We start from the raw sequence: 17,300 nt of genomic DNA, 5'->3' as shown, positions 1-17,300 counted from the left end.
ACAACTAAGGTGAATGCAATGCTGGTCGAGTTCCGCGTCAAGAACTTCCGCAGCCTGCGCGACGAGCAGGTGCTTAGTCTTGTTGCGTCCAAGGACAAGACCCTGCAGGACACCCACACCCAAGCGACCGGCATCAGTGCCGCACCCACCCTGGTGCGCAGTGCTGTGGTCTACGGTGCCAACGCGAGCGGCAAGTCCAATCTCATCAAAGCCCTGCAATACATGCGCGGCGTAGTGACCGAGTCCGCGACGGCGATCCAGCCCGGTCAGGCCTTTGCAGTTCAGCCCTTCCGACTCGATGTCGATTCCGCCAGTCAGCCCAGCGAGTTCGAGGTCACGTTCCTGCTCGATGGTGTGCGCTACCAATATGGATTTGCCATGACTGCGCAGCGCATCGTCAGCGAGCATTTGTTGGTTTACAAGGCGTTCAAGCCGCAGCGCTGGTTTACGCGCCATTTTGACACTGACACCGACAAGGATGTCTACGATTTCGGTCCCGGTCTGAAAGGCCCCAAGAACCTGTGGGAAGGCGCTACCCGACCGAACGCCCTCTTCTTGTCGATGGCCGTACAACTCAATAGCGAAGCCTTGCGCCCGGTGTTCGACTGGTTCGTGAATCGGCTGGTCATCTTCAACGAGCAAGCCCAACTCAGTCCGCAGGTGTCTATCCAGATGCTCAAGCAGGTTGACGGCCGCAAGGAGATCTGCAACTTCCTCTCTGCCGCCGACATAAGCATCGCCGACATTGATGTGGAAACACGCAAAGTCCCTGGGCAGGCCGTTCATTTTGACTTGGTGGCCGGTAAAACCGAAGTGCGGTCGGAAGAAATGGAAGAACACAAGCTGCGCTTCCACCACGTCACCGAACAAGGCAAAGCCGTCTTTGATCTGATGGACGAGTCCAACGGCACGCGGAATCTGCTGTTTCTTGCAGGGCCAGTGCTAGACATCCTCAGCAAAGGGCTGACGCTGGTCATCGACGAACTCGATACCAGTTTGCACACTTTGCTGGTGCGGGAACTGGTGCGACTGTTCCACCGCCCGGAGATCAACACCGGCGGTGCGCAACTGATATTCACGACTCACGACACGTCACTGCTGGACGCACCAGATCTGTTCCGACGCGATCAAGTGTGGTTCGTAGAAAAAGACCGTGATCAGACCTCGGCATTGGTCAGCTTATCCGAATTCAGCCCGCGAAAGAACGAGGCACTGGAACGCGGCTACCTGATGGGACGGTACGGCGGCGTGCCTTTCCTCAACCACACCCTGGGGCTGAAACACTGATGGCTCGCGACAGCTCCCCCAAAGAGCGCCAACAGAAGCAGCTTGAGCGTAAGCAGGGACGGCGCGCGAGTTACGACCGTATCCTGATCGTTTCTGAAGGCAGCAAGACCGAGCCAAACTACTTTCGTGAGATCCGTGCAGCCTATCGCTTGCACACTGCCAACGTGGAAGTCCGGTCCAGCGAATTGGGCACTGCGCCTATTCAGGTGGTGCAGTACGCCCAAGCGTTGTTTGAAGATGGCGACCGCCACAAGAACATTCAGCGTCGCACATTCGAAAAGGTCTATGCCGTTTTTGATCGTGATGACCATGACAGCTATCACGATGCTCTGGCGCTGGCTGCTTCGCTTGATGGCAAGCTCAGGAACGATGCCAAGCAGCCGGTTGCTTTTCAGGCAATTGCTTCCGTGCCTAGTTTTGAGCTCTGGCTGTTGCTGCATTTTGAGGGCATTCATGCTCCTCTGCATCGTGATGAAGTGATGCGCCGCCTCAAGCTGCACATTCCGGGCTATGACAAAGGTGCGGGCAACACATTCGAGATCACCGGTGAGCATTTGTCCGTCGCCACCCAGCGTGCAGAAAGGTTGGCGGTGCGCTTCACAGCGCACACCGATCCCGAACCATTCACCGCCATTGTCGAATTGGTGAAGTTGCTGACAACACTTCGTGGCTGACATCGCAGCCGTGAGCGCCGCCGTTGCAGCGCGCATTGCTACGCGGTCTGTTGCATCTGCTGTGGTCGGAAGCGAACCTCACGCGCTGGCACCCGAACTGGGAAGGTAATCCACCCGTTTTCCACTGAGCTCAGAAGTAGAGGGTTTATGCAGCCATGTCCAGATGCTCCTTTGGGGTGAAACCGCCCAGGGCCATGTCCGGGCGGTCGTGATTGTAGGACCACATCCATTGCGTGGCGTGCTCCTGAACCTCTTCAATGCTGGCCCAGTAATACTGGGATACCGGACATGACTGGGGACGCGCGCGCTACGAACTTATCCAGGCCGCCAGTCGGCTACCGGAACGAATTCCGTCAGACCCTTCCATTGACAAACCCGCAATCCGTGTGAAGCTGGTTTCAACCCATTACCCATTTCATCGATTCCGGCAAGAACCCCATATGACCCGACCGCCTCCCTCTTCAAAGCAGCCATGGTGTCCGCGGTGATGCTGGCCTGCAGCCACAGCTTTGCGTTTGTCTTCACCCCATGGTGATAAAGGCCACCGGGCACGCCATCTACAGCGAAGGCAAGAAATTCAGTGAAGAACTTTCCAGCAAGCCATCCACGGTTGCAGTCGCTGGCAGCATCGAAGTCGCGTTTTCCCCCAATGAAGGCTCCGAAGCCCTGGTGGTGAAAGTCATCAACAGCGCCCAGCGCGAGATTCGCGTTCTGAGCGACAGCTTCAGCCGGACGGGCAAAGTGAAGGGCAGCATCCAGTACGAGGCTGATCGGGATATGCATCCTGGCGCCAGCATTTCCGGTCAAATCAACGGCCCCGAGACCAACCTGTAATCCCAGGGACTGCATGCAAAAAAACGAAGATCAGTTCTGGGCAAACTTGTTGGTGGGCAGCAATCCGGGATGGTCGGTGAGCATGGCAAAAAGTTGGGGCGAGGGCGGTGCAGCCCTTGCGCATCTATCGGCCAATATCTACGCCTTCGACACCAGCACCGGCTGGAGTGGAGCCTGTGCGGTCGCCCCTGACGACTTGATTCAGGCAGCGGACATTCTGGAAGGCTCCCATACCCGGCGGAATGCGGCCGTCAGCTACGCTCATCGCGAACTGCTGCGTGCAGCAGATGGGATGGCCACCGCCAGCGAGGATGCAACTCGTCGCGCCATGGTGCTGACCATGTATTACGTCGCCCAGTCCCAAACACTGAAGGTGGTTCGTACGCGTTATGGCTCCGTGCGCGGGCACTGGCTGTGCTTGCTCTACCGCTTCAAGCAGGGACAGAGCATGATTCGACCTGCTTTTCGAAGTAATGCTATCAGCCGCGAGTCGATGTCACAGGAAATGCTTGCTCAGTGGGCTAGTGAAGTGATGCATGAAGACCGAAACGCCCAGGACTCTGGGCTGCTGCGCCAGCTGCGCGCAGGCAATCCACTGCTGCTTAGAAATCACTCTTTGGTAGCCTTGCCAGAAAACTGGCGTTCGAAGTGAGTGCGTGGCCAATCAAGCACCAACCGACCAGCGGCGGCTCATCTTTGGACCCTGTGCCGCTTTGACCTATGGCAAGCACATTGATTGCTCGTCGGCGCATTGTTGATGTCCCTCAACTTAATGGGAGTCCATCATGGGATCCGTTTCCAACGCTTTTCATCGCGAGCCATTGAACAAGGGCAAGGTCGTCGGCCAGAAGGCACCGTTCAAGCGCAAGGATATCTGGGTGTTGCTGCCAGTTAACTTTTGAGCACCCGTGCCGATTTTGGGCTAACCAGAGTTTTCCGAGTGTTACGCTTGGAAAGTTCTGAGTCGGCACACGCTTGCCTGGCTGGTCAAAAAAATGGTCGGCGAGAACATCCATAGCTGCAACTACACAATGAATGGAATATTTGAATGAAATCGTTTTACGATCTGCGTTTGATCGAGCGCAACCCCGCTCATGCATTGTTAATCGAGGACGGGCCTCGCCCGGTCGTAAACTGGGACGACTACGATGGGTAACGAGGCCTGTCCGAGGTTTTGGCTCGCTCTGCCAAGGCGTCGGAAATCTCGGAGTTGCGGGATCTTGCGGTCCAGTTGGAACTGGACGAAGTTCGCGTTGTGCGGGTAACTGAGGAAGCAGGGGGCACGGTGTTCCTTTCGCCAGACGCGTTCACTTGCCTGCAGGATTTTGGCATCTACTTGTTCGCGATTTGCACTGGCGACAGCACTTCGCCAGAAAGTGCAAAGACAACCCGACTGGAGTTTTTGCGCTTGGCGAATTTGGTTGGCCAATAGGCATTGCCAGCTAAGCTGCGTACTTTGAGGCTGCGGGTCGGAATTCCAGCACGTGGCTGATCAGTTTCGGCATCAGGTCACCGACGTCAAAATCTTCAGGCGACAACTTACTTGACAGCCACCGGTTTCGTGCGCATCTACTTCGGCCTGTACCGGCTGGTCACACTGTTATCCAGCGGCTCATTGCCCTTGAACGCCTGATTCACCGCATCGGCGATAGCCTCCCAGATGCCAGGTTGCGTCAGCACCGGCATTTCCTTGGCCAGCGCGTTGCTCAACCGGCCCTCGTTCTGCTCCATGGAACGCAGGAGCCGGTCAGCCTGGTGATCTGGCATCTCGACGACCTCCTTGAGCGCTTCCCGCGCACGATGGTGTCCACTCAGGTATTTAGATTCCTCACGCATCTGCTCAGAGATGGTGCGTGCGATCACCTTGGACATATAGACGATGTGCGGGCTCATATCGGGATAGCGCCAGATCGGCCGAGCCATATCCGGGGCATTGAAAACGAAATTCGAGACAACTCCATCGGGGTATGGTGTGTGGACCCTGGCAAATTCCACCTGGTCACGGATGGACTGCATCAAGGGCTGGGACACCTGGTCGAGTACCTGGTCATAGGAGCGTCGTTCGCCGGCGTCGGCGGTGATGACGGCTGACACAGGCAAGATCACAGGCTCCGGAATGACGCCATCCCGGCGCAGGATGTCATTGATCAGAAATCGATGCACACGCCCATTGCCATCGGCCATCGGGTGGATGTAGACGAAGGCAAAGGCCGCCACAGCGCTGCGCAGGACAGAGGACTGCCCTTGGGTGCGGTCTAGGAAGACGCGCAGGCCTTCCAGCATGTCTCGCAGGTCTGAATCCGGCGGAGCGACATAGTGCACCACTTCTTGGTACCGGACTGTCTCTCCGACGAAGACAGGTGATTGCCGAATGCCGAGGCGAGTAAGTGTGGTCACCGGTCCAAGGATTTCACGCTGCAGCTCAGCCAGGGCGCCATCTGTCAAGGGCAATTCCCCTTGGCCAGTGCGGCGGGCCATGACATCCGCGAAGCGCTGGATCCTGGTTCCGCGGTCAGCCTCACCCTCGATGGTGAAGCTGGCCCTGCTCTCGCGCAGGGTCATCCATGCGGCCGCACGCAGCAGCAGTTCCTCGCCAAACTCATTCGTGAGCTCCTCGAACAGCGCCCGGACATCGAGCGCCGCGGCCGCGTTCAATGCATCCGTTTTCGTGACAGTTGGGCAAAAAAACCTAGAGCCCGGCAGGTTGTCGTTGATCCGCCACCGACTAACCTTGACGATCTTCTCTGGGGAGGCGGCCAACATCACGTCGCCGTCGATCGCGTCAACGTAGTTGCCCCCCAGTCGCTCGGGGACCTGCAGTTGCTCCCCTGTGAGCCACTCGTAGAGAAAAGCGGCGCGTCGAGCGTACTGCCCGGTAGGCTCTGCGATGATCCAACCCTGTACTGGAGCCGGCCCAGTCTTCGGGAAAACGCGGGCGAGGAACTCCAGGTGCATCACCTCATGACGCAGGTGAAACTGCAGGTGCGACGCAGGGTCCGCCCCGGGACGCATAACCTCCGGATACGTTTCAACTCGGAATCCATCTTCGACCTGGCTCGCACGTCGGCTGCCAACTTGACTCAGGACAGGGAATCGGCCCATGGGCAGGATATCGAACTCCCTGGCCAGCCAAGCAGCCCCGATCGGATCGGAGGGGAGTGTGTTGTCGAAGGATGTCATTGAGGTGCCGACTCCGGTTTGCTCAAAAATGATTACCGGTGACGTTTGGTGAGGTGTAGTGAATTGCGGCTGTAAAAAAATGGTTATTTATTGCCATTTTTGTTCAAAATCAATTTATTGTCCACTGGATGCGTATGACAATAAGCAGGGGTGGTGGGATTCATTGAAAAAAGTCGCGGAGTTTGGACGGGAAACGCCCAGGACTCTGGGCTGCTGCGCCAGCTGCGCGCAGGCAAATCAGACCGTACAGGGGGTAGCGTGAAATATGCGGGCGGCGCTGAAAACAAAGCTACCGCGTTCACGCTTGGAGGAGGGCGGCTGACGGGGTCTTAGCCATCGGGGTCTGGTTGTCCAATCTTTGGATCGAACTTCGCATAAGAGCAGTGGACATTACGGACACTGGTTAGCCCGTCTTTGTTGAGAGTCAATGCGGTGATTTTTGATTGGATAATGTCTTGAAAGTAGTACAAGAAAATAAAAAATATGATTAATTCAATCACATTTTTTGAGGGTGATTAGAAATTGTGCTATTTTTAGCATATGGATAGAACACGACGACACGCTCTAATCAAGAAGCTCCAGACCAGTCTGCCGCGCGGGATGCCGTTCGATCTGGCCACTCTGGAGCGTATCGGTGTGTCTGCCCAACTCGCGGCCCACTACGCTGAAAGCGGCTGGCTGGACCGGTTGGGCCAGGGCGTTTATGCGTTTGCCGGTGACACCCTGAGCGCGCATGGCGCGATCAAGCTCCTGCAAACCCGTGTCGTTGGCCTGCATGTGGCAGGCAGGAGCGCACTGACGCTTCAGGGCGTGCGCCACAACCTCGCGACGCGCGAGGCTTTGGTGCTGTGGGGTGATGTGCGCTTCGCGCTACCGGCGTGGTTCACCTCCCGATTTCCATCGCGTTACGTGTCGGCCAGGCTGTTCAACTGGCCGGACAGCACACTTGCCGACAACAGTCTGACCACGCCGCCCGGCGTAACGGATGGCTTGCGCGTATCGGTCCCGGAGCGCGCCGTCCTCGAACTGCTTTACGAGGTAGGCACGCATCAGGGACTGGAGGAGGCGCGTAACCTGTTCGATGGTCTTCGCAACCTGCGCAAAAATGTTTTGGGCGAGCTGTTGCAGTCCTGCACCAGCGTCAAAACCGTCCGCCTGTTCCAGACCTGGGCACGCGAAACCAACGTTGTCGACGTGGAAGCCCTGCAAAAGCAGTACACGCTGCCCGTCGGCAGCGACAAACGATGGATCACCCGCATGAAAGACGGCAACCTGTTGAGTCTCAAACCTCATGGATAAAGCTACGCCGATACGGTCCGCCTGCTGCTGACAGCAGCACCCGATGTGTTCGCTAACGACATCTTCGCCATGAAGGGCGGTACCGCCATCAACCTGTTCGTGCAGGACATGCCGCGACTCTCGGTCGATATCGACGTCGTCTACACGCCGTGGCGAACTCCGCGCGAGCAGGCCTTGAAAGCCATTAGCGATGAGCTTGACGCCATTGCCGATCGGCTGGGCCGATTGGGTCTCGCCACACGCAAGGTCAACTCCAGGGATCTCGGCGACACCAAACTACTGATCGAAAACGCCGAGGCCCAGGTCAAGGTTGAAGTCAACGTGGTTTTTCGTGGCACGGTGCTTCCGGTCGAGCGCCATCCTTTGAGCCGAAGACAGCCGGCCTGTTCAGCGTGGCGCTGGAACTGCCAGTCCTGGCACCTGCGGAGCTGTATGGGAGCAAACTGGTCGCGGCCATGGACCGCCAGCATCCGCGCGACTTTTTCGGCGTGTTGAAGATGTTCGAGTCTGGCGGCTTGTCGGACGCGGCTGTGGAATGCTTTGTGACCTACTTGGCTGGGCATAACCGGCCCACCCACGAAGTGCTGTTCGGCAATGAAAAAGACATCGCCCATGAATACCACCAGAATTTCGTGGGCATGACCACCGAGCCAGTCAGTCTTGACGTCCTGCTGGAAACCCGTACCAGGCTGCGCGAGGAACTTCCGCGACGGCTGACGGGACAGCACAAGCAGTTCCTGATTGATCTGGCCCGTGCACAGCCTGACTGGACTTTGCTCCAATGTCCGCAGGCCTCCGAGTTACCGGCATTGCGCTGGAAAGTGGGCAACTTGCAGACCTTCCGCCAGCGTCGGCCAGCGGACTTTGAAAAGCAGGCAGCTGCTCTGGAGGCCCTGTTGGCGTGATGCCGTGTGTAGTCGAAGCGAAGACCATGGCAGGCTGATCGAGGTTCCCCTTTGACGGCCGCATTTCCCCGGTGCACCGCATCCAGTACCGGTTGATTCGAACCGGCCGGAAGCGCTGGTGTTCATCGGTTCTCAGGTCTTTGAGTTTGCACTCACCCAACCCGCTGGTTGCGCATAACCCCGCCCGAGGTCACTTCTGATTTACAAGGTTTAGGGAGTGTCTATAATCACAATAACTTGCGATTTATCTTGGTTAAGTCACAGCATATGAGAGTTTCTTCTTCCACCAGTCGACTTCCGTTTGAAGCGGAGGATGTGTTGCGCGCGCTCGCCGGCCGCGTTCGTGTAGCCCGGAAAGCGCGCGGCCTGACTCAGCCTGATTTGGCGGCAAAGGCCGGAATCAGCACCAACACCCTGTTGGCTATGGAGAAAGGGACGTCCAGTGTCCAGCTCGGGTACTGGCTCCAAGTTTTGTGGGCCCTTGACCTCTTGAGCGGCTTTGCGGACCAGGTTGGCCTCCTCGGACGAGAAGCCGGGGACGTCGCACTGCTGGAGGCCCAGCTTCCCCACCGCGTGCGCGGCGCAGGCACGCGATGAGCGCCACAGAAAAGCCGGTTTGGGTGTGGCTACCCGGCCAGGCGCAACCGGTGCATTGCGGCACATTCTCCCTGCAGGTAGGTGTGGGGACTTTTCACTACGACGCATCCTACCGGGCACGTGAAGACGCGCTGTCACTTGACCCATTCAGCTTGCCGTTCACCCGGCGCGTTCGCGGCGCCAAGGAGACCCGTCAAGGGGGTCTATTTGGCGTTATCCGCGACGCGAGCCCTGAGGGCTTCGGCCTGGCGCTGCTTGAGCAGTTGCGTGGCACCACCTTGGCCGACCCCATGCTCCGCCTGGAGCTTTCGGAAGGCGACTCCGTGGGGGCTATTGAGGTGTGCGATGACATTGAGTCCAAGCTGGCGTTTAGCGCGCCTACTTCAGAGCAGTTGCTGGCCGCCATCGCGAAACTGCCGCCCGAGCGCGCCAGCAGCCAGGCTGCGCGGGAGGTGAAGGGGATGCACGGCACCAGCCTGGGCGGGGAGCGCCCCAAACTAACGGTGTTGCACAAAGGGCAACTGTGGATTGCCAAGCTCCAGGACCGCGGCGACCCGCCCCATGCCCCGCTGCGAGAATTCGTTGCAATGCGTCTGGCCGCCCAATGCGGCATCACGGCCGCCGAGGTGGAGTTTGTGCAGCAAGGTGAGCGCGAAATTCTGCTCGTCAGGCGCTTTGACCGGCACAGGGACGCGATGGGCAACGTGTTCCGCAGTCTCTACGCTAGCGCGCATACCGTCCTGCGCCTGGACACTCAGACACGCGGCGAGCGGCAGCGCTCCTACGTGGGTTTTTCGCACGAAATCCAGCGCTGGTGCGGCCTGGGGGACGTGGATACCCGAGAAATGCAACGCGAGCTGTGGCGGCGCATGGCCTTCAATGCTCTCTGCGGAAACGGTGACGACCACCCCCGCAACCACGGCCTGGTTTACCGGGACGGGCGCTGGGGCCTGGCTGACGCCTTTGACATCGCCCCCTACATCACGTTTTCAGGAACACTTGCGATGGCCATTACCCGCGAGGGGGACTCCGCCGCGACCACCGTGAACCTGCTGAAGAACTGCGACAACTTCGGCTACGAGAAAGCCGAGGCCCTTCATTACCTCGAGCAGACCATGCAAAAAATTTCCACCGGGTGGGGCAATGAGCTGGCCGGGTGCGGACACGCGCGCGACCTCCTGCCGACTCCATCCTTCGTGTGGCTCGAGGACTAGGAGGCTAGTCCTCGATCTATACGAAGGATATCTGACTGGCCGTTATGGCGCGGTGCCGTTCTTCAAGAAATTCCCAAACTTCCTGCAGCGCATGCCGGCCAAGGCGTCCCGCCCCAGCCCTAAGTCTGGCCCTTCGACTGCGGCCTGAGCCCGTACGGAACGCGGGCTCAGCATGGGTAAGGACAACCAACCGAAGCATCGGCAAGCGGCTCGCAACCTTAGACGTCGCGCCGCAGTCCGCCAGCCGTACGAGCGGATCCTTATCGTCTGTGAAGGGGAGAAGACAGAACCGCAATACCTGAACGATATTCGGGACGAGCTACGTCTCTCGACAGCCAACGTACAGGTGTGCCAGGGCGCGAGCGGCACCGAGCCCTCTCAGATTGTTGAATACGCTGAGGACCTCTTCCTAAATGGCGATCTTGCCCGCGGCATCGAGGCGTGCGCCTTCGATCGCGTAGTGGATGTGCTTCGGTATGGTCACGCTGGGGCGTTGCGATGAGCGTCTGTGTGGGGCCCCACTTACGTCGTTGGTGACGTATCGATGGTGTAAAAATTCATATAACTTGTTGATTTTATTGAATTGGCCGTACAAAATACAAAAATAATATTTATACGGCCAATGGACTATCTACCGCTTTCAGACAACGCAGCCCGACAAGTCATCGACGCCTCCACCATCTTCGAGGAGTGGCGCCGCGTTGAGAGGGCGGCGCGGGCCTACGTGGGCGGCATGTACTGGAAGCGGCAGGGGGAATATGAGTACCTCGTCAAAACCCTGCCCGACAACCGTCAAAAGCGCATCGACCCACGCTCCGCCAAGACGGAGGCGATTTTCAAGGATTTCACCGAGCGCAAGACCGAGATAGAGGCGCGACTGAAGTCACTGCAAGGCGCCCTGAAAGAGGCCGAGCGATTGAACAAGGCGCTGAAGGCGGGTCGTGTGCCGTCCAAAGTCGTTGCCGTATTGCAGGCTCTTGAGGGTGCGGGTCTGGGTGAACATTTCAGGGTGGTTGGTACCCACGCTCTGTACGCCTATGAGACGGCTGCTGGCGTTCGCATCGTGCAGGGAGCGCTGGCAACGCAGGATATCGACCTGCTTTGGGATGCCGGGCGGCGCGTGAGCTTTGTCACCACCATGGACAAGCTCGACAAGTCGATGCTCGAGGTGTTGCAAAAGGCCGAACCGAGCTTTCGGCGCAAGGAGGGGCAGGCCGAAACAGCGATTGACGATAAGGGGTTCGAGGTGGACTTCCTGCGCCGCCAGGTCGCAGAGGGTGACCCCCACCCGTTTCGTTTCACGGACGACGAGGAGGACTTGTGGCCCGTGCAAGCCGAGCGCGCTGCGGTGCTGACAAGTACGCCCCTGTTTGAGCATCTGGYCATCTCCGCGACGGGGCGCATGGCGCTTATGCGAACCATTGACCCCGCTGTGTTCGTGAGCTTCAAACGCTGGATGGCTGACAACGCGCAGAAAAGGCCAGAGCTAAAGCGGCGACGCGATGTGCGCCAGGCCGATATCGTGGAAGCGCTCTTGAAGGAGGGTCTGCTGCAGACGCAAGTCCCGACCACTGCCCCGGCGCCAGAGCCGGAGCAGGTGCCCAACGAGTCGGGTACAAGTCCAGCGCCATGAGGCTTAGTGGCGTGCTGGTGTGCACCGCAGGTGGACACCCTTCAAGGCAAAGGCGATGGAGAGGTCAGGCGGGCGGCTGCTGGTTGTCATTGTCTGGCTGTCGCTGGATTTGGGCCGCCACATTCCATGGCAACAATTGAGCCACCCGGTTGACCGGATGCTCACCGATGCGCTGCAACACATGGCGCAAGTACGCCTCGGGGGTCGAGTCCAAGCCGACGTGCCCCTCGAATGAAAAGTGTTGAGGTTTTAATTTATCGTTTCAATAATCGTTTCAAATTACAATGACTATTGGCGAAATTATCATTCACAAATTTTTTTTTAATCTACTTGAAAATCGTTTCATGACGACTTCCGAGGACCTGCTCCGAACACTACAAACCTGGCACAAGCTGCCCGCCAAGCAACTGCTTGAGCGGCTTGGCATCAGTCGCGCGACGCTCATGCGCGCAGTTCGTGAGCTTGGCTCGCAGGTAGTTGCTCGCGGGCGGGCGCGCAGGACAGCATACGCTGCCCGCCGTGCGCTGCGCGGCAGTTTGCAGGCGCTGCCGCTCTACCGCATTGACCAGGACGGCCAGGCCCACGAAGTTGCGATGCTGTATCCGGTCTATCCGGCAGGGTGTGCGCTTGACTTTCTTGAGTCGCTTGACTGGCCGTTGGATGAAGACATGCGGGACGGCTGGTTTGAAGGCCTGCCTTACTTTCTGGACGATATGCGCCCACAAGGATTCTTGGGGCGGCACTTTGCTCGACGTCACGCCGACTTGCTCCAAGTCAGCGCGGACCCCAAGGTTTGGTCGGAGGACGATACGCTGCATGCGCTGACGTTGTTAGGCAGTGACACGCCAGGCAACTACGTCCTGGGAGAGCCGGCATTGCGCCAGTGGCTGGCCCATTCTCAACAGAACGCACTTCCCCTGGAATTGAGCCAAGTTGTGCCTGCCTACCTGCTCAAGGCCGAAGAGGCTATGACTCACGGGACTGCGGGTTCCTCGGCAGGAGGAGAGTTCCCGAAGTTCACCGCGTTTCGCGAGGTGGCGGGCAAGCCGATCCACGTCATCGTCAAGTTTTCGGGCTCCGATGAGGCGCCCGGAACTGTACGCTGGTCCGACCTGCTGGTCTGCGAACACTTGGCCCTGTGCGCCGTGGCCGAGCACCTGGGTCTTGAGGCCGCGGTCAGCCGCATCCATCGGGCGGGCGGGCGAACTTTCCTGGAGGTGGAGCGGTTTGACCGCCATGGCAGGCTCGGGCGCTCGCCCGTTTGCTCTTGGTCAGCCTTGAACGCAGCTCTGTTTGGGTTTGCCGGCAAGCCTTGGCCGGAGGGCGGCGCCGCCCTGCTCAGGCAAGGGCTCATCGACACCGAATGCCTGGCCGCCCTGCAACGACTTTGGTTGTTCGGGCAGCTCATTGCCAACACAGACATGCACGACGGCAACCTGTCGTTCAGGCCCGGGCTTCAACCGGCCCCGGTATACGACATGCTGCCCATGGGGTACGCCCCGGTGCGCGGCGTGGAGTTGCCGGTAAAGGAGTTTGTGCCCCCTCTGCCCCTGCCCGCCGAGAAAGACGCCTGGCTCACGGCCGCCCATGCGGCGGAGCACTTCTGGGCAACAGCAAGCGGCGACGCGCGAATCAGCAAGAACTTCAGAGCAATTTGTAGCCAAAACGCGAGCAAGGTTCGCAAGGCCTTGTACGGCTGAGTCCCGGGACTGCGCCGAGATGTACAACGAGTCCAGCAAATTTGAAATCTACGATGCACTGCAGGTTTACATCGACAACCTGCGAAAACTCGGGGTTTCCTTGTGCCGCGCGGAGCGGCAAGTGAAATTTAAATTTGGTAGCGATGCTGAGGCCAAGCCCATGGGGGCCACAATCCTGTATATCGTCGCGTTCCCCGTCGGTCTGGAGCCGGCTGAATTCGCTACGCCGCGCACTGGCGACCTCAAACTGTGAAAAGCGCTGCGAGGTTTGGGGTGATGGAGAAACAGGTCCTCCTTGATCTGTCGGATTTTTCAGTCAGACCGAACCCGTGTCGTTGGCGCGAGCTTCAATGTCGGCACACGCCTGCATCAAGGCATCAAAGGGCAGGGCATTTCCCACCATGACTTCATCAGCCACCATATTTTTGTAGTCATCGGCCAGCGCATCTTTTGCCGCCCCCTCGGGAACTAGCTTTAACTGCCCATTCGTGGCGGCAAAATAATCGATGATTTCGCCGGCGACATTCTTCTCACTAAAAAAACACGTCTTATGCTCGGCGACGGCCTGCGCCACTGCCCGGTCCGTMACTGTCCCCTCGTAATACCCACTGCGCGCAATTGCCGCCAAGTCATGCCAATGTCGCGCATACCGTTCGCCACGTATGCGTCCTTGGGCGCAGTACACGTGCGCCGCGGTGGCCTTCTCCCAAAATGTCCGAGCCACGCTCATCACCATCGGTGACGCCTCTGGAAATTGGACGCCATCGATCTGGCCCGCCATGTCGCAGGTTACCGGAAGGATGCCATGCGGTTCGCCGGTTGCTCGCCCACCAAATTCCAGCAAAACGACTGGGGCAACATAACCTGTGCCTTGGTTGATCGGTGGATAGCTCAAAAGAAGCTGGTTTTTTTCCTCTCCTCCGATCTCCAAGGTCGCTTTAAGCCCGTCCCGCTCCAATGCCGCCGCGAGGATGGGCCGCACCGATTCGGCAATCCACCCGGGAAGCCGATCACGCACGGCCTTTGTCCACTTGCTTGCCTGGCTCCGGCTTGTCGGCAGGGAGCCGTCATTGCCCGTCAAGTCGCCGATCAGCTTGCGGATGTCATAGGTGAGGTCGATGTCCTCTGAGAATCTCTCAATGATCTTGTAGGCCTTGGACAACGAGGTACCGCCTTTGAACGTCAGGTCGGCGGCCAGGGGCGATTCGAATAAGGCGCCCAACGCCCACACCACCCACACGTCCTTTTCCAGCAGATGGGTGGGCCGGCCGGTCGTCTGACGAACCTGCTCCAGCACTTCGCGCTGGTCATCTGGGCTCAACGCAATGAAGCGTTCAGCCACGGACGGCCTCTTCACCAATCGCCCGTGCCATCCATGAAGGCAAACCTGCGCGCGCCCCGGCCAGCGCTTGCCACTCCGAAGACGGCAGCGTGCGTCGCAAGGTGGCCAGCGACTCGCTGACATGAGACGGGCCCATCCAGGCCAGGGCCCGCACGGCGGCCCCGGCCGACCCTCCCAAGGCCAGCATCCAGCGCGGGGCATGGTTGACGGCGACTTCGGAGCGCCCCAGCCGCAGTTTGCGCGAAGGGCCAGAGGTCAGGTAAACCTCCCGGATGGGAACCTGGCGGGTGAGCCCGAGCGCGTTTGCCGCGCTCGCACCATGCGGAGTCACGGTTTCCCCGGTACGGGTCGACAACGCCTGCACGACCTTTTCCGGGGAGGGCGCACGGGTGCCGAACCGGGTGGTTACCGGAGTCACATAAGTACCACGCGCCACGCGCAGCAGGCGACCCTCCTTGGTCAAGCGCGAAAGTGCCTGATCCACGGCCGCCCGAGTCCCCAAATGCAGGAATTCCTTGGGTGACAGGACGCCGCCCTCAGGCAAAGACTGAGCATGCAACAGGATGGTTTCAGGTAGTTTGGACATGGTGGTACTTCCAGATATCAGAATTTTATCTGAGTTTCTGACATTTTGCACAGTCCGTCTCGACAGCATGTAATCGAAAGAGGTTGACGACTTAAGAAATTCGCACCAAAATCGCGTTGACAAAATTAAGGAACTGCACAAAATGACGCTGCCATTGCCCTCCACGTTCAATTCCGGCCTTACCTCGGCCCGCCTTCAATTGGTTGCGCAATGGTTGCTGGAGGAGCTGTACGCCACGGAGGATGACCTCGTCCGTTCTACGGACAATGGATACAGCCGGGGATGTACGACATTCATGCGCCAGAAAAATCGGATCATCGCGGAAGTTCTATCTGGACGGCATTCTTGGCTGGCATTGACCAACAGCAGCAACGCGCTGGTTTTCACCGTGTCGGGCGTACCCTGCCGGTTTAGCAACGACGATCCTGCGAACCCGTCCAAAGACGCAGTCCTCACGGTCAACCGTTATCAGTTTGACTTTATGGAGTTCACCACGCCTGGCGAGCCCGGCCGGTTCTGTTTCATTATCGACCGCGGCCACGACGAGTCGGCTGAGCCGCGCGTCGAATTTCTGGGCTTCGCACCCAGCGGGGAAGTGGCATGCCGCTGGGTATCCGACAACTTCCGTGTTCTCCGAATCGAGACCCAGGAATCGCTAGCTCCTACAGTGCATGTGGCCAAACCCCAAGTCGCACCCAAGCGCCGCGACGAAGGCGACGCTGCCTCCGAAGCCGTGCAATGAGCGAGTTTGTTGGAACCAACCTTCGACTTATCCGCCTCTTTCACGATCTGTCACTCACAGACCTGGGAGAGCAGGTCGGCGTCTCCAAACAATTCCTCAGCCGGGTCGAGACCGGCGCGGAAGTCGTATCCGGCGCTCTAGAAGCTGGGTTGGCCGATGCCTTGGCGGTGCTGCCTGACTTCTTCTACCGCATCGATCCGAATCCCATCGTCGATGAGCAGTGCCATTTCAGGCGCCAGCTGACGACCAAGGTCGCTCTACGCCAAGTGGCGCGGGCCCGTGGTGAAATCCTGAAACGCTTGGTAGGTGTGCTGGATGAGCACGTCGAGCTGCCACGCTTCCAAGTGTGCGAAGCGGACCCCGAAACTCCCGAAATGATCGAGCATGCGGCCGAACGGTTTCGGTCGCTGTTCGGACTGGGCCTTGGGCCATTGAGCAACGTTACCCGCATCGCAGAAAACGCCGGCGCCGTGGTTTTGAAGGTGCACGGCCTCGCGCCTGAAATCGACGCCGTCTCCTTCGCTACCAAGCGACCCGTGATTGCGCTGAACGGCGATGGCCGATCCGCTTGCCGTGAGCGCTTCGGAATAGCCCATGAGCTGGGCCATTTCTCGCTGCACATCGGTGTGCTGACTGGCGACCGCCTGACGGAGACTCAGGCTAACCGCTTCGCCAGTGCACTGCTGTTGCCGCGCAGCACCTTCGCCACTGAATGTCGGATCGCCTTGCGCGGCACGCGGCTGAACTGGACTGGCCTCTCTGAACTCAAGCTTCGCTGGGGGATGTCCAAGGCAGCCATCCTCTTTCGAGGGCGGCAACTAGGGGTGTTCTCGGATGACCAGGCGCGGGCTGGCTACGTAGGCCTCAATCGCCATGGCGAAGCCGTTAAGGAATCGGAAGACCATCTCATGGTCAATGAAGAACCCGAAGTTATCGCCGAGAGCTTGAAGGTCATGCGAGAACACTTTGGCGTGCCGCAATCCGCAGTGGCCAGAGAGATGCGCGTGCAGCCCAAATTGCTGCAGGCGCTTCTTGAACCGCCACAAGCCCAGGCAACCGGCAACGTCGTGAACTGGACCGGTTCGGTGTCAAAGGCCGAGCGCCCGGCCGAGTCAACCGACCTCGTTGAAGTCACGCCAGGAGCCACTGTGCTGAACTGGCCGAATGCCCGCCCACGCTGAGCATGGGCGAGTCCTCGTCACCGAAGCGTCAGCAGACGATCAAGCTGGCGATCGACAGTGAGACCGGGGAGCTGATAGCTTCGAAGGCCTTGCTGGAGTTACGCGAGGCCGAATTCACCGGGCTCC

General features: G+C 59.0%; 17 protein-coding genes and 4 pseudogenes. 16 read left to right on the top strand and 5 right to left on the bottom strand.

The genetic code is table 11. The annotated features are described in order from the left end of the window. Nucleotides 1-18: 18 nt before the first annotated feature. Genes AC1DUB_RS12380 through AC1DUB_RS12370 form a run of 3 tightly spaced genes read left to right on the top strand, consistent with a single transcriptional unit; the run spans nt 19 to nt 2,089 of the window. Nucleotides 19-1,287, top strand: a complete 1,269-nt coding sequence (locus AC1DUB_RS12380; protein WP_011482500.1) for an AAA family ATPase — start codon at nt 19-21, stop codon at nt 1,285-1,287. Beyond that, nucleotides 1,287-1,961, top strand: a complete 675-nt coding sequence (locus tag AC1DUB_RS12375; RefSeq protein WP_011482501.1) for an RloB family protein — start codon at nt 1,287-1,289, stop codon at nt 1,959-1,961. The genes AC1DUB_RS12380 and AC1DUB_RS12375 overlap by 1 nt, the downstream gene beginning before the upstream one ends. A 23-nt stretch (nt 1,962-1,984) precedes the next feature. Next, on the top strand, nt 1,985-2,089 hold the full coding sequence (locus AC1DUB_RS12370; RefSeq protein ID WP_477729732.1) for a DUF1173 family protein: 105 nt from the start codon (nt 1,985-1,987) through the stop codon (nt 2,087-2,089). 17 nt (nt 2,090-2,106) lie between these two features. Here AC1DUB_RS12370 and AC1DUB_RS12365 read toward each other — a convergent pair. Continuing rightward, nucleotides 2,107-2,223: pseudogene (locus tag AC1DUB_RS12365) on the bottom strand (integrase core domain-containing protein); the annotation flags it as partial. Nucleotides 2,224-2,489: 266 nt separating this feature from the next. Here AC1DUB_RS12365 and AC1DUB_RS12360 point away from each other — a divergent pair. The 3 genes and pseudogenes from AC1DUB_RS12360 to AC1DUB_RS12350 form a co-directional block, all read left to right on the top strand. Further along, nucleotides 2,490-2,795 (top strand): hypothetical protein, encoded by a 306-nt coding sequence (locus AC1DUB_RS12360; protein ID WP_477729731.1) that lies wholly within the window; start codon nt 2,490-2,492, stop codon nt 2,793-2,795. 13 nt (nt 2,796-2,808) lie between these two features. Next, nucleotides 2,809-3,447 carry a hypothetical protein gene (locus AC1DUB_RS12355; protein ID WP_477729730.1) on the top strand — a complete coding sequence of 213 codons (639 nt, stop codon included), beginning with the start codon at nt 2,809-2,811 and terminating at the stop codon, nt 3,445-3,447. 133 nt (nt 3,448-3,580) lie between these two features. Then, nucleotides 3,581-3,679: pseudogene (locus AC1DUB_RS12350) on the top strand (integrase); the annotation flags it as partial. 685 nt (nt 3,680-4,364) lie between these two features. On the opposite strand, the gene AC1DUB_RS12345 reads toward AC1DUB_RS12350, so the two are convergent. Then, entirely contained in the window at nt 4,365-5,975 is a 1,611-nt protein-coding gene (locus AC1DUB_RS12345; protein WP_477729729.1) for a Fic family protein, read from the bottom strand. Between the two features lie 540 nt (nt 5,976-6,515). Here AC1DUB_RS12345 and AC1DUB_RS12340 point away from each other — a divergent pair. The 6 genes and pseudogenes from AC1DUB_RS12340 (at nt 6,516) to AC1DUB_RS12315 (ending at nt 11,623) form a co-directional block, all read left to right on the top strand. Then, the gene (locus tag AC1DUB_RS12340; RefSeq protein ID WP_477729728.1) at nt 6,516-7,274 is read left to right on the top strand and encodes a type IV toxin-antitoxin system AbiEi family antitoxin domain-containing protein; all 759 of its coding nucleotides are present in this window, start codon (nt 6,516-6,518) and stop codon (nt 7,272-7,274) included. 21 nt (nt 7,275-7,295) lie between these two features. Further along, a pseudogene (locus tag AC1DUB_RS12335) lies at nt 7,296-8,179 on the top strand (nucleotidyl transferase AbiEii/AbiGii toxin family protein). A gap of 267 nt (nt 8,180-8,446) precedes the next feature. Beyond that, nucleotides 8,447-8,776, top strand: coding sequence for a helix-turn-helix domain-containing protein (locus tag AC1DUB_RS12330; RefSeq protein WP_477729727.1), 330 nt, complete (start codon nt 8,447-8,449; stop codon nt 8,774-8,776). Continuing rightward, the gene (locus AC1DUB_RS12325) at nt 8,773-9,990 is read left to right on the top strand and encodes a type II toxin-antitoxin system HipA family toxin (RefSeq protein ID WP_477729726.1); all 1,218 of its coding nucleotides are present in this window, start codon (nt 8,773-8,775) and stop codon (nt 9,988-9,990) included. The genes AC1DUB_RS12330 and AC1DUB_RS12325 overlap by 4 nt, the downstream gene beginning before the upstream one ends. 172 nt (nt 9,991-10,162) lie before the next feature. Next, on the top strand, nt 10,163-10,492 hold the full coding sequence (locus AC1DUB_RS12320; RefSeq protein WP_477729725.1) for an RloB family protein: 330 nt from the start codon (nt 10,163-10,165) through the stop codon (nt 10,490-10,492). A 120-nt stretch (nt 10,493-10,612) separates the two neighbouring features. After that, complete coding sequence (locus tag AC1DUB_RS12315; protein WP_477729724.1) at nt 10,613-11,623, top strand: GSU2403 family nucleotidyltransferase fold protein; 1,011 nt, start codon at nt 10,613-10,615, stop codon at nt 11,621-11,623. A 64-nt stretch (nt 11,624-11,687) separates the two neighbouring features. On the opposite strand, the pseudogene AC1DUB_RS12310 reads toward AC1DUB_RS12315, so the two are convergent. Further along, nucleotides 11,688-11,840 (bottom strand): annotated as a pseudogene (locus AC1DUB_RS12310) (transposase domain-containing protein); the annotation flags it as partial. A gap of 67 nt (nt 11,841-11,907) precedes the next feature. Here AC1DUB_RS12310 and yjjJ point away from each other — a divergent pair. Continuing rightward, nucleotides 11,908-13,323 carry a type II toxin-antitoxin system HipA family toxin YjjJ gene (gene yjjJ / locus AC1DUB_RS12305; protein WP_477729723.1) on the top strand — a complete coding sequence of 472 codons (1,416 nt, stop codon included), beginning with the start codon at nt 11,908-11,910 and terminating at the stop codon, nt 13,321-13,323. A gap of 19 nt (nt 13,324-13,342) precedes the next feature. Beyond that, nucleotides 13,343-13,576: a hypothetical protein gene (locus AC1DUB_RS12300; protein WP_477729722.1), complete on the top strand. Its 234-nt coding sequence runs from the start codon at nt 13,343-13,345 to the stop codon at nt 13,574-13,576. A 63-nt stretch (nt 13,577-13,639) separates the two neighbouring features. On the opposite strand, the gene AC1DUB_RS12295 is transcribed toward AC1DUB_RS12300, so the two are convergent. Together AC1DUB_RS12295 and AC1DUB_RS12290 are read right to left on the bottom strand one after the other, a co-directional pair. Next, the gene (locus tag AC1DUB_RS12295; protein WP_477729721.1) at nt 13,640-14,665 is read right to left on the bottom strand and encodes a nucleotidyl transferase AbiEii/AbiGii toxin family protein; all 1,026 of its coding nucleotides are present in this window, start codon (nt 14,663-14,665) and stop codon (nt 13,640-13,642) included. After that, nucleotides 14,658-15,251, bottom strand: a complete 594-nt coding sequence (locus tag AC1DUB_RS12290) for a DUF6088 family protein (RefSeq protein ID WP_477729720.1) — start codon at nt 15,249-15,251, stop codon at nt 14,658-14,660. The genes AC1DUB_RS12295 and AC1DUB_RS12290 overlap by 8 nt, the downstream gene beginning before the upstream one ends. A 142-nt stretch (nt 15,252-15,393) precedes the next feature. Here AC1DUB_RS12290 and AC1DUB_RS12285 point away from each other — a divergent pair, with 142 nt between their 5' ends. Continuing rightward, nucleotides 15,394-15,993 (top strand): hypothetical protein, encoded by a 600-nt coding sequence (locus tag AC1DUB_RS12285; RefSeq protein ID WP_477729719.1) that lies wholly within the window; start codon nt 15,394-15,396, stop codon nt 15,991-15,993. Further along, nucleotides 15,990-17,174: a helix-turn-helix domain-containing protein gene (locus AC1DUB_RS12280; protein WP_477729718.1), complete on the top strand. Its 1,185-nt coding sequence runs from the start codon at nt 15,990-15,992 to the stop codon at nt 17,172-17,174. Before AC1DUB_RS12285 ends, AC1DUB_RS12280 begins: the two co-directional genes overlap by 4 nt. The last annotated feature ends 126 nt before the right edge of the window (nt 17,175-17,300 follow it).

Source organism: Polaromonas sp. P4_F9, assembly GCF_056401235.1.
This window is presented reverse-complemented; position numbering and strand designations above follow the sequence as displayed.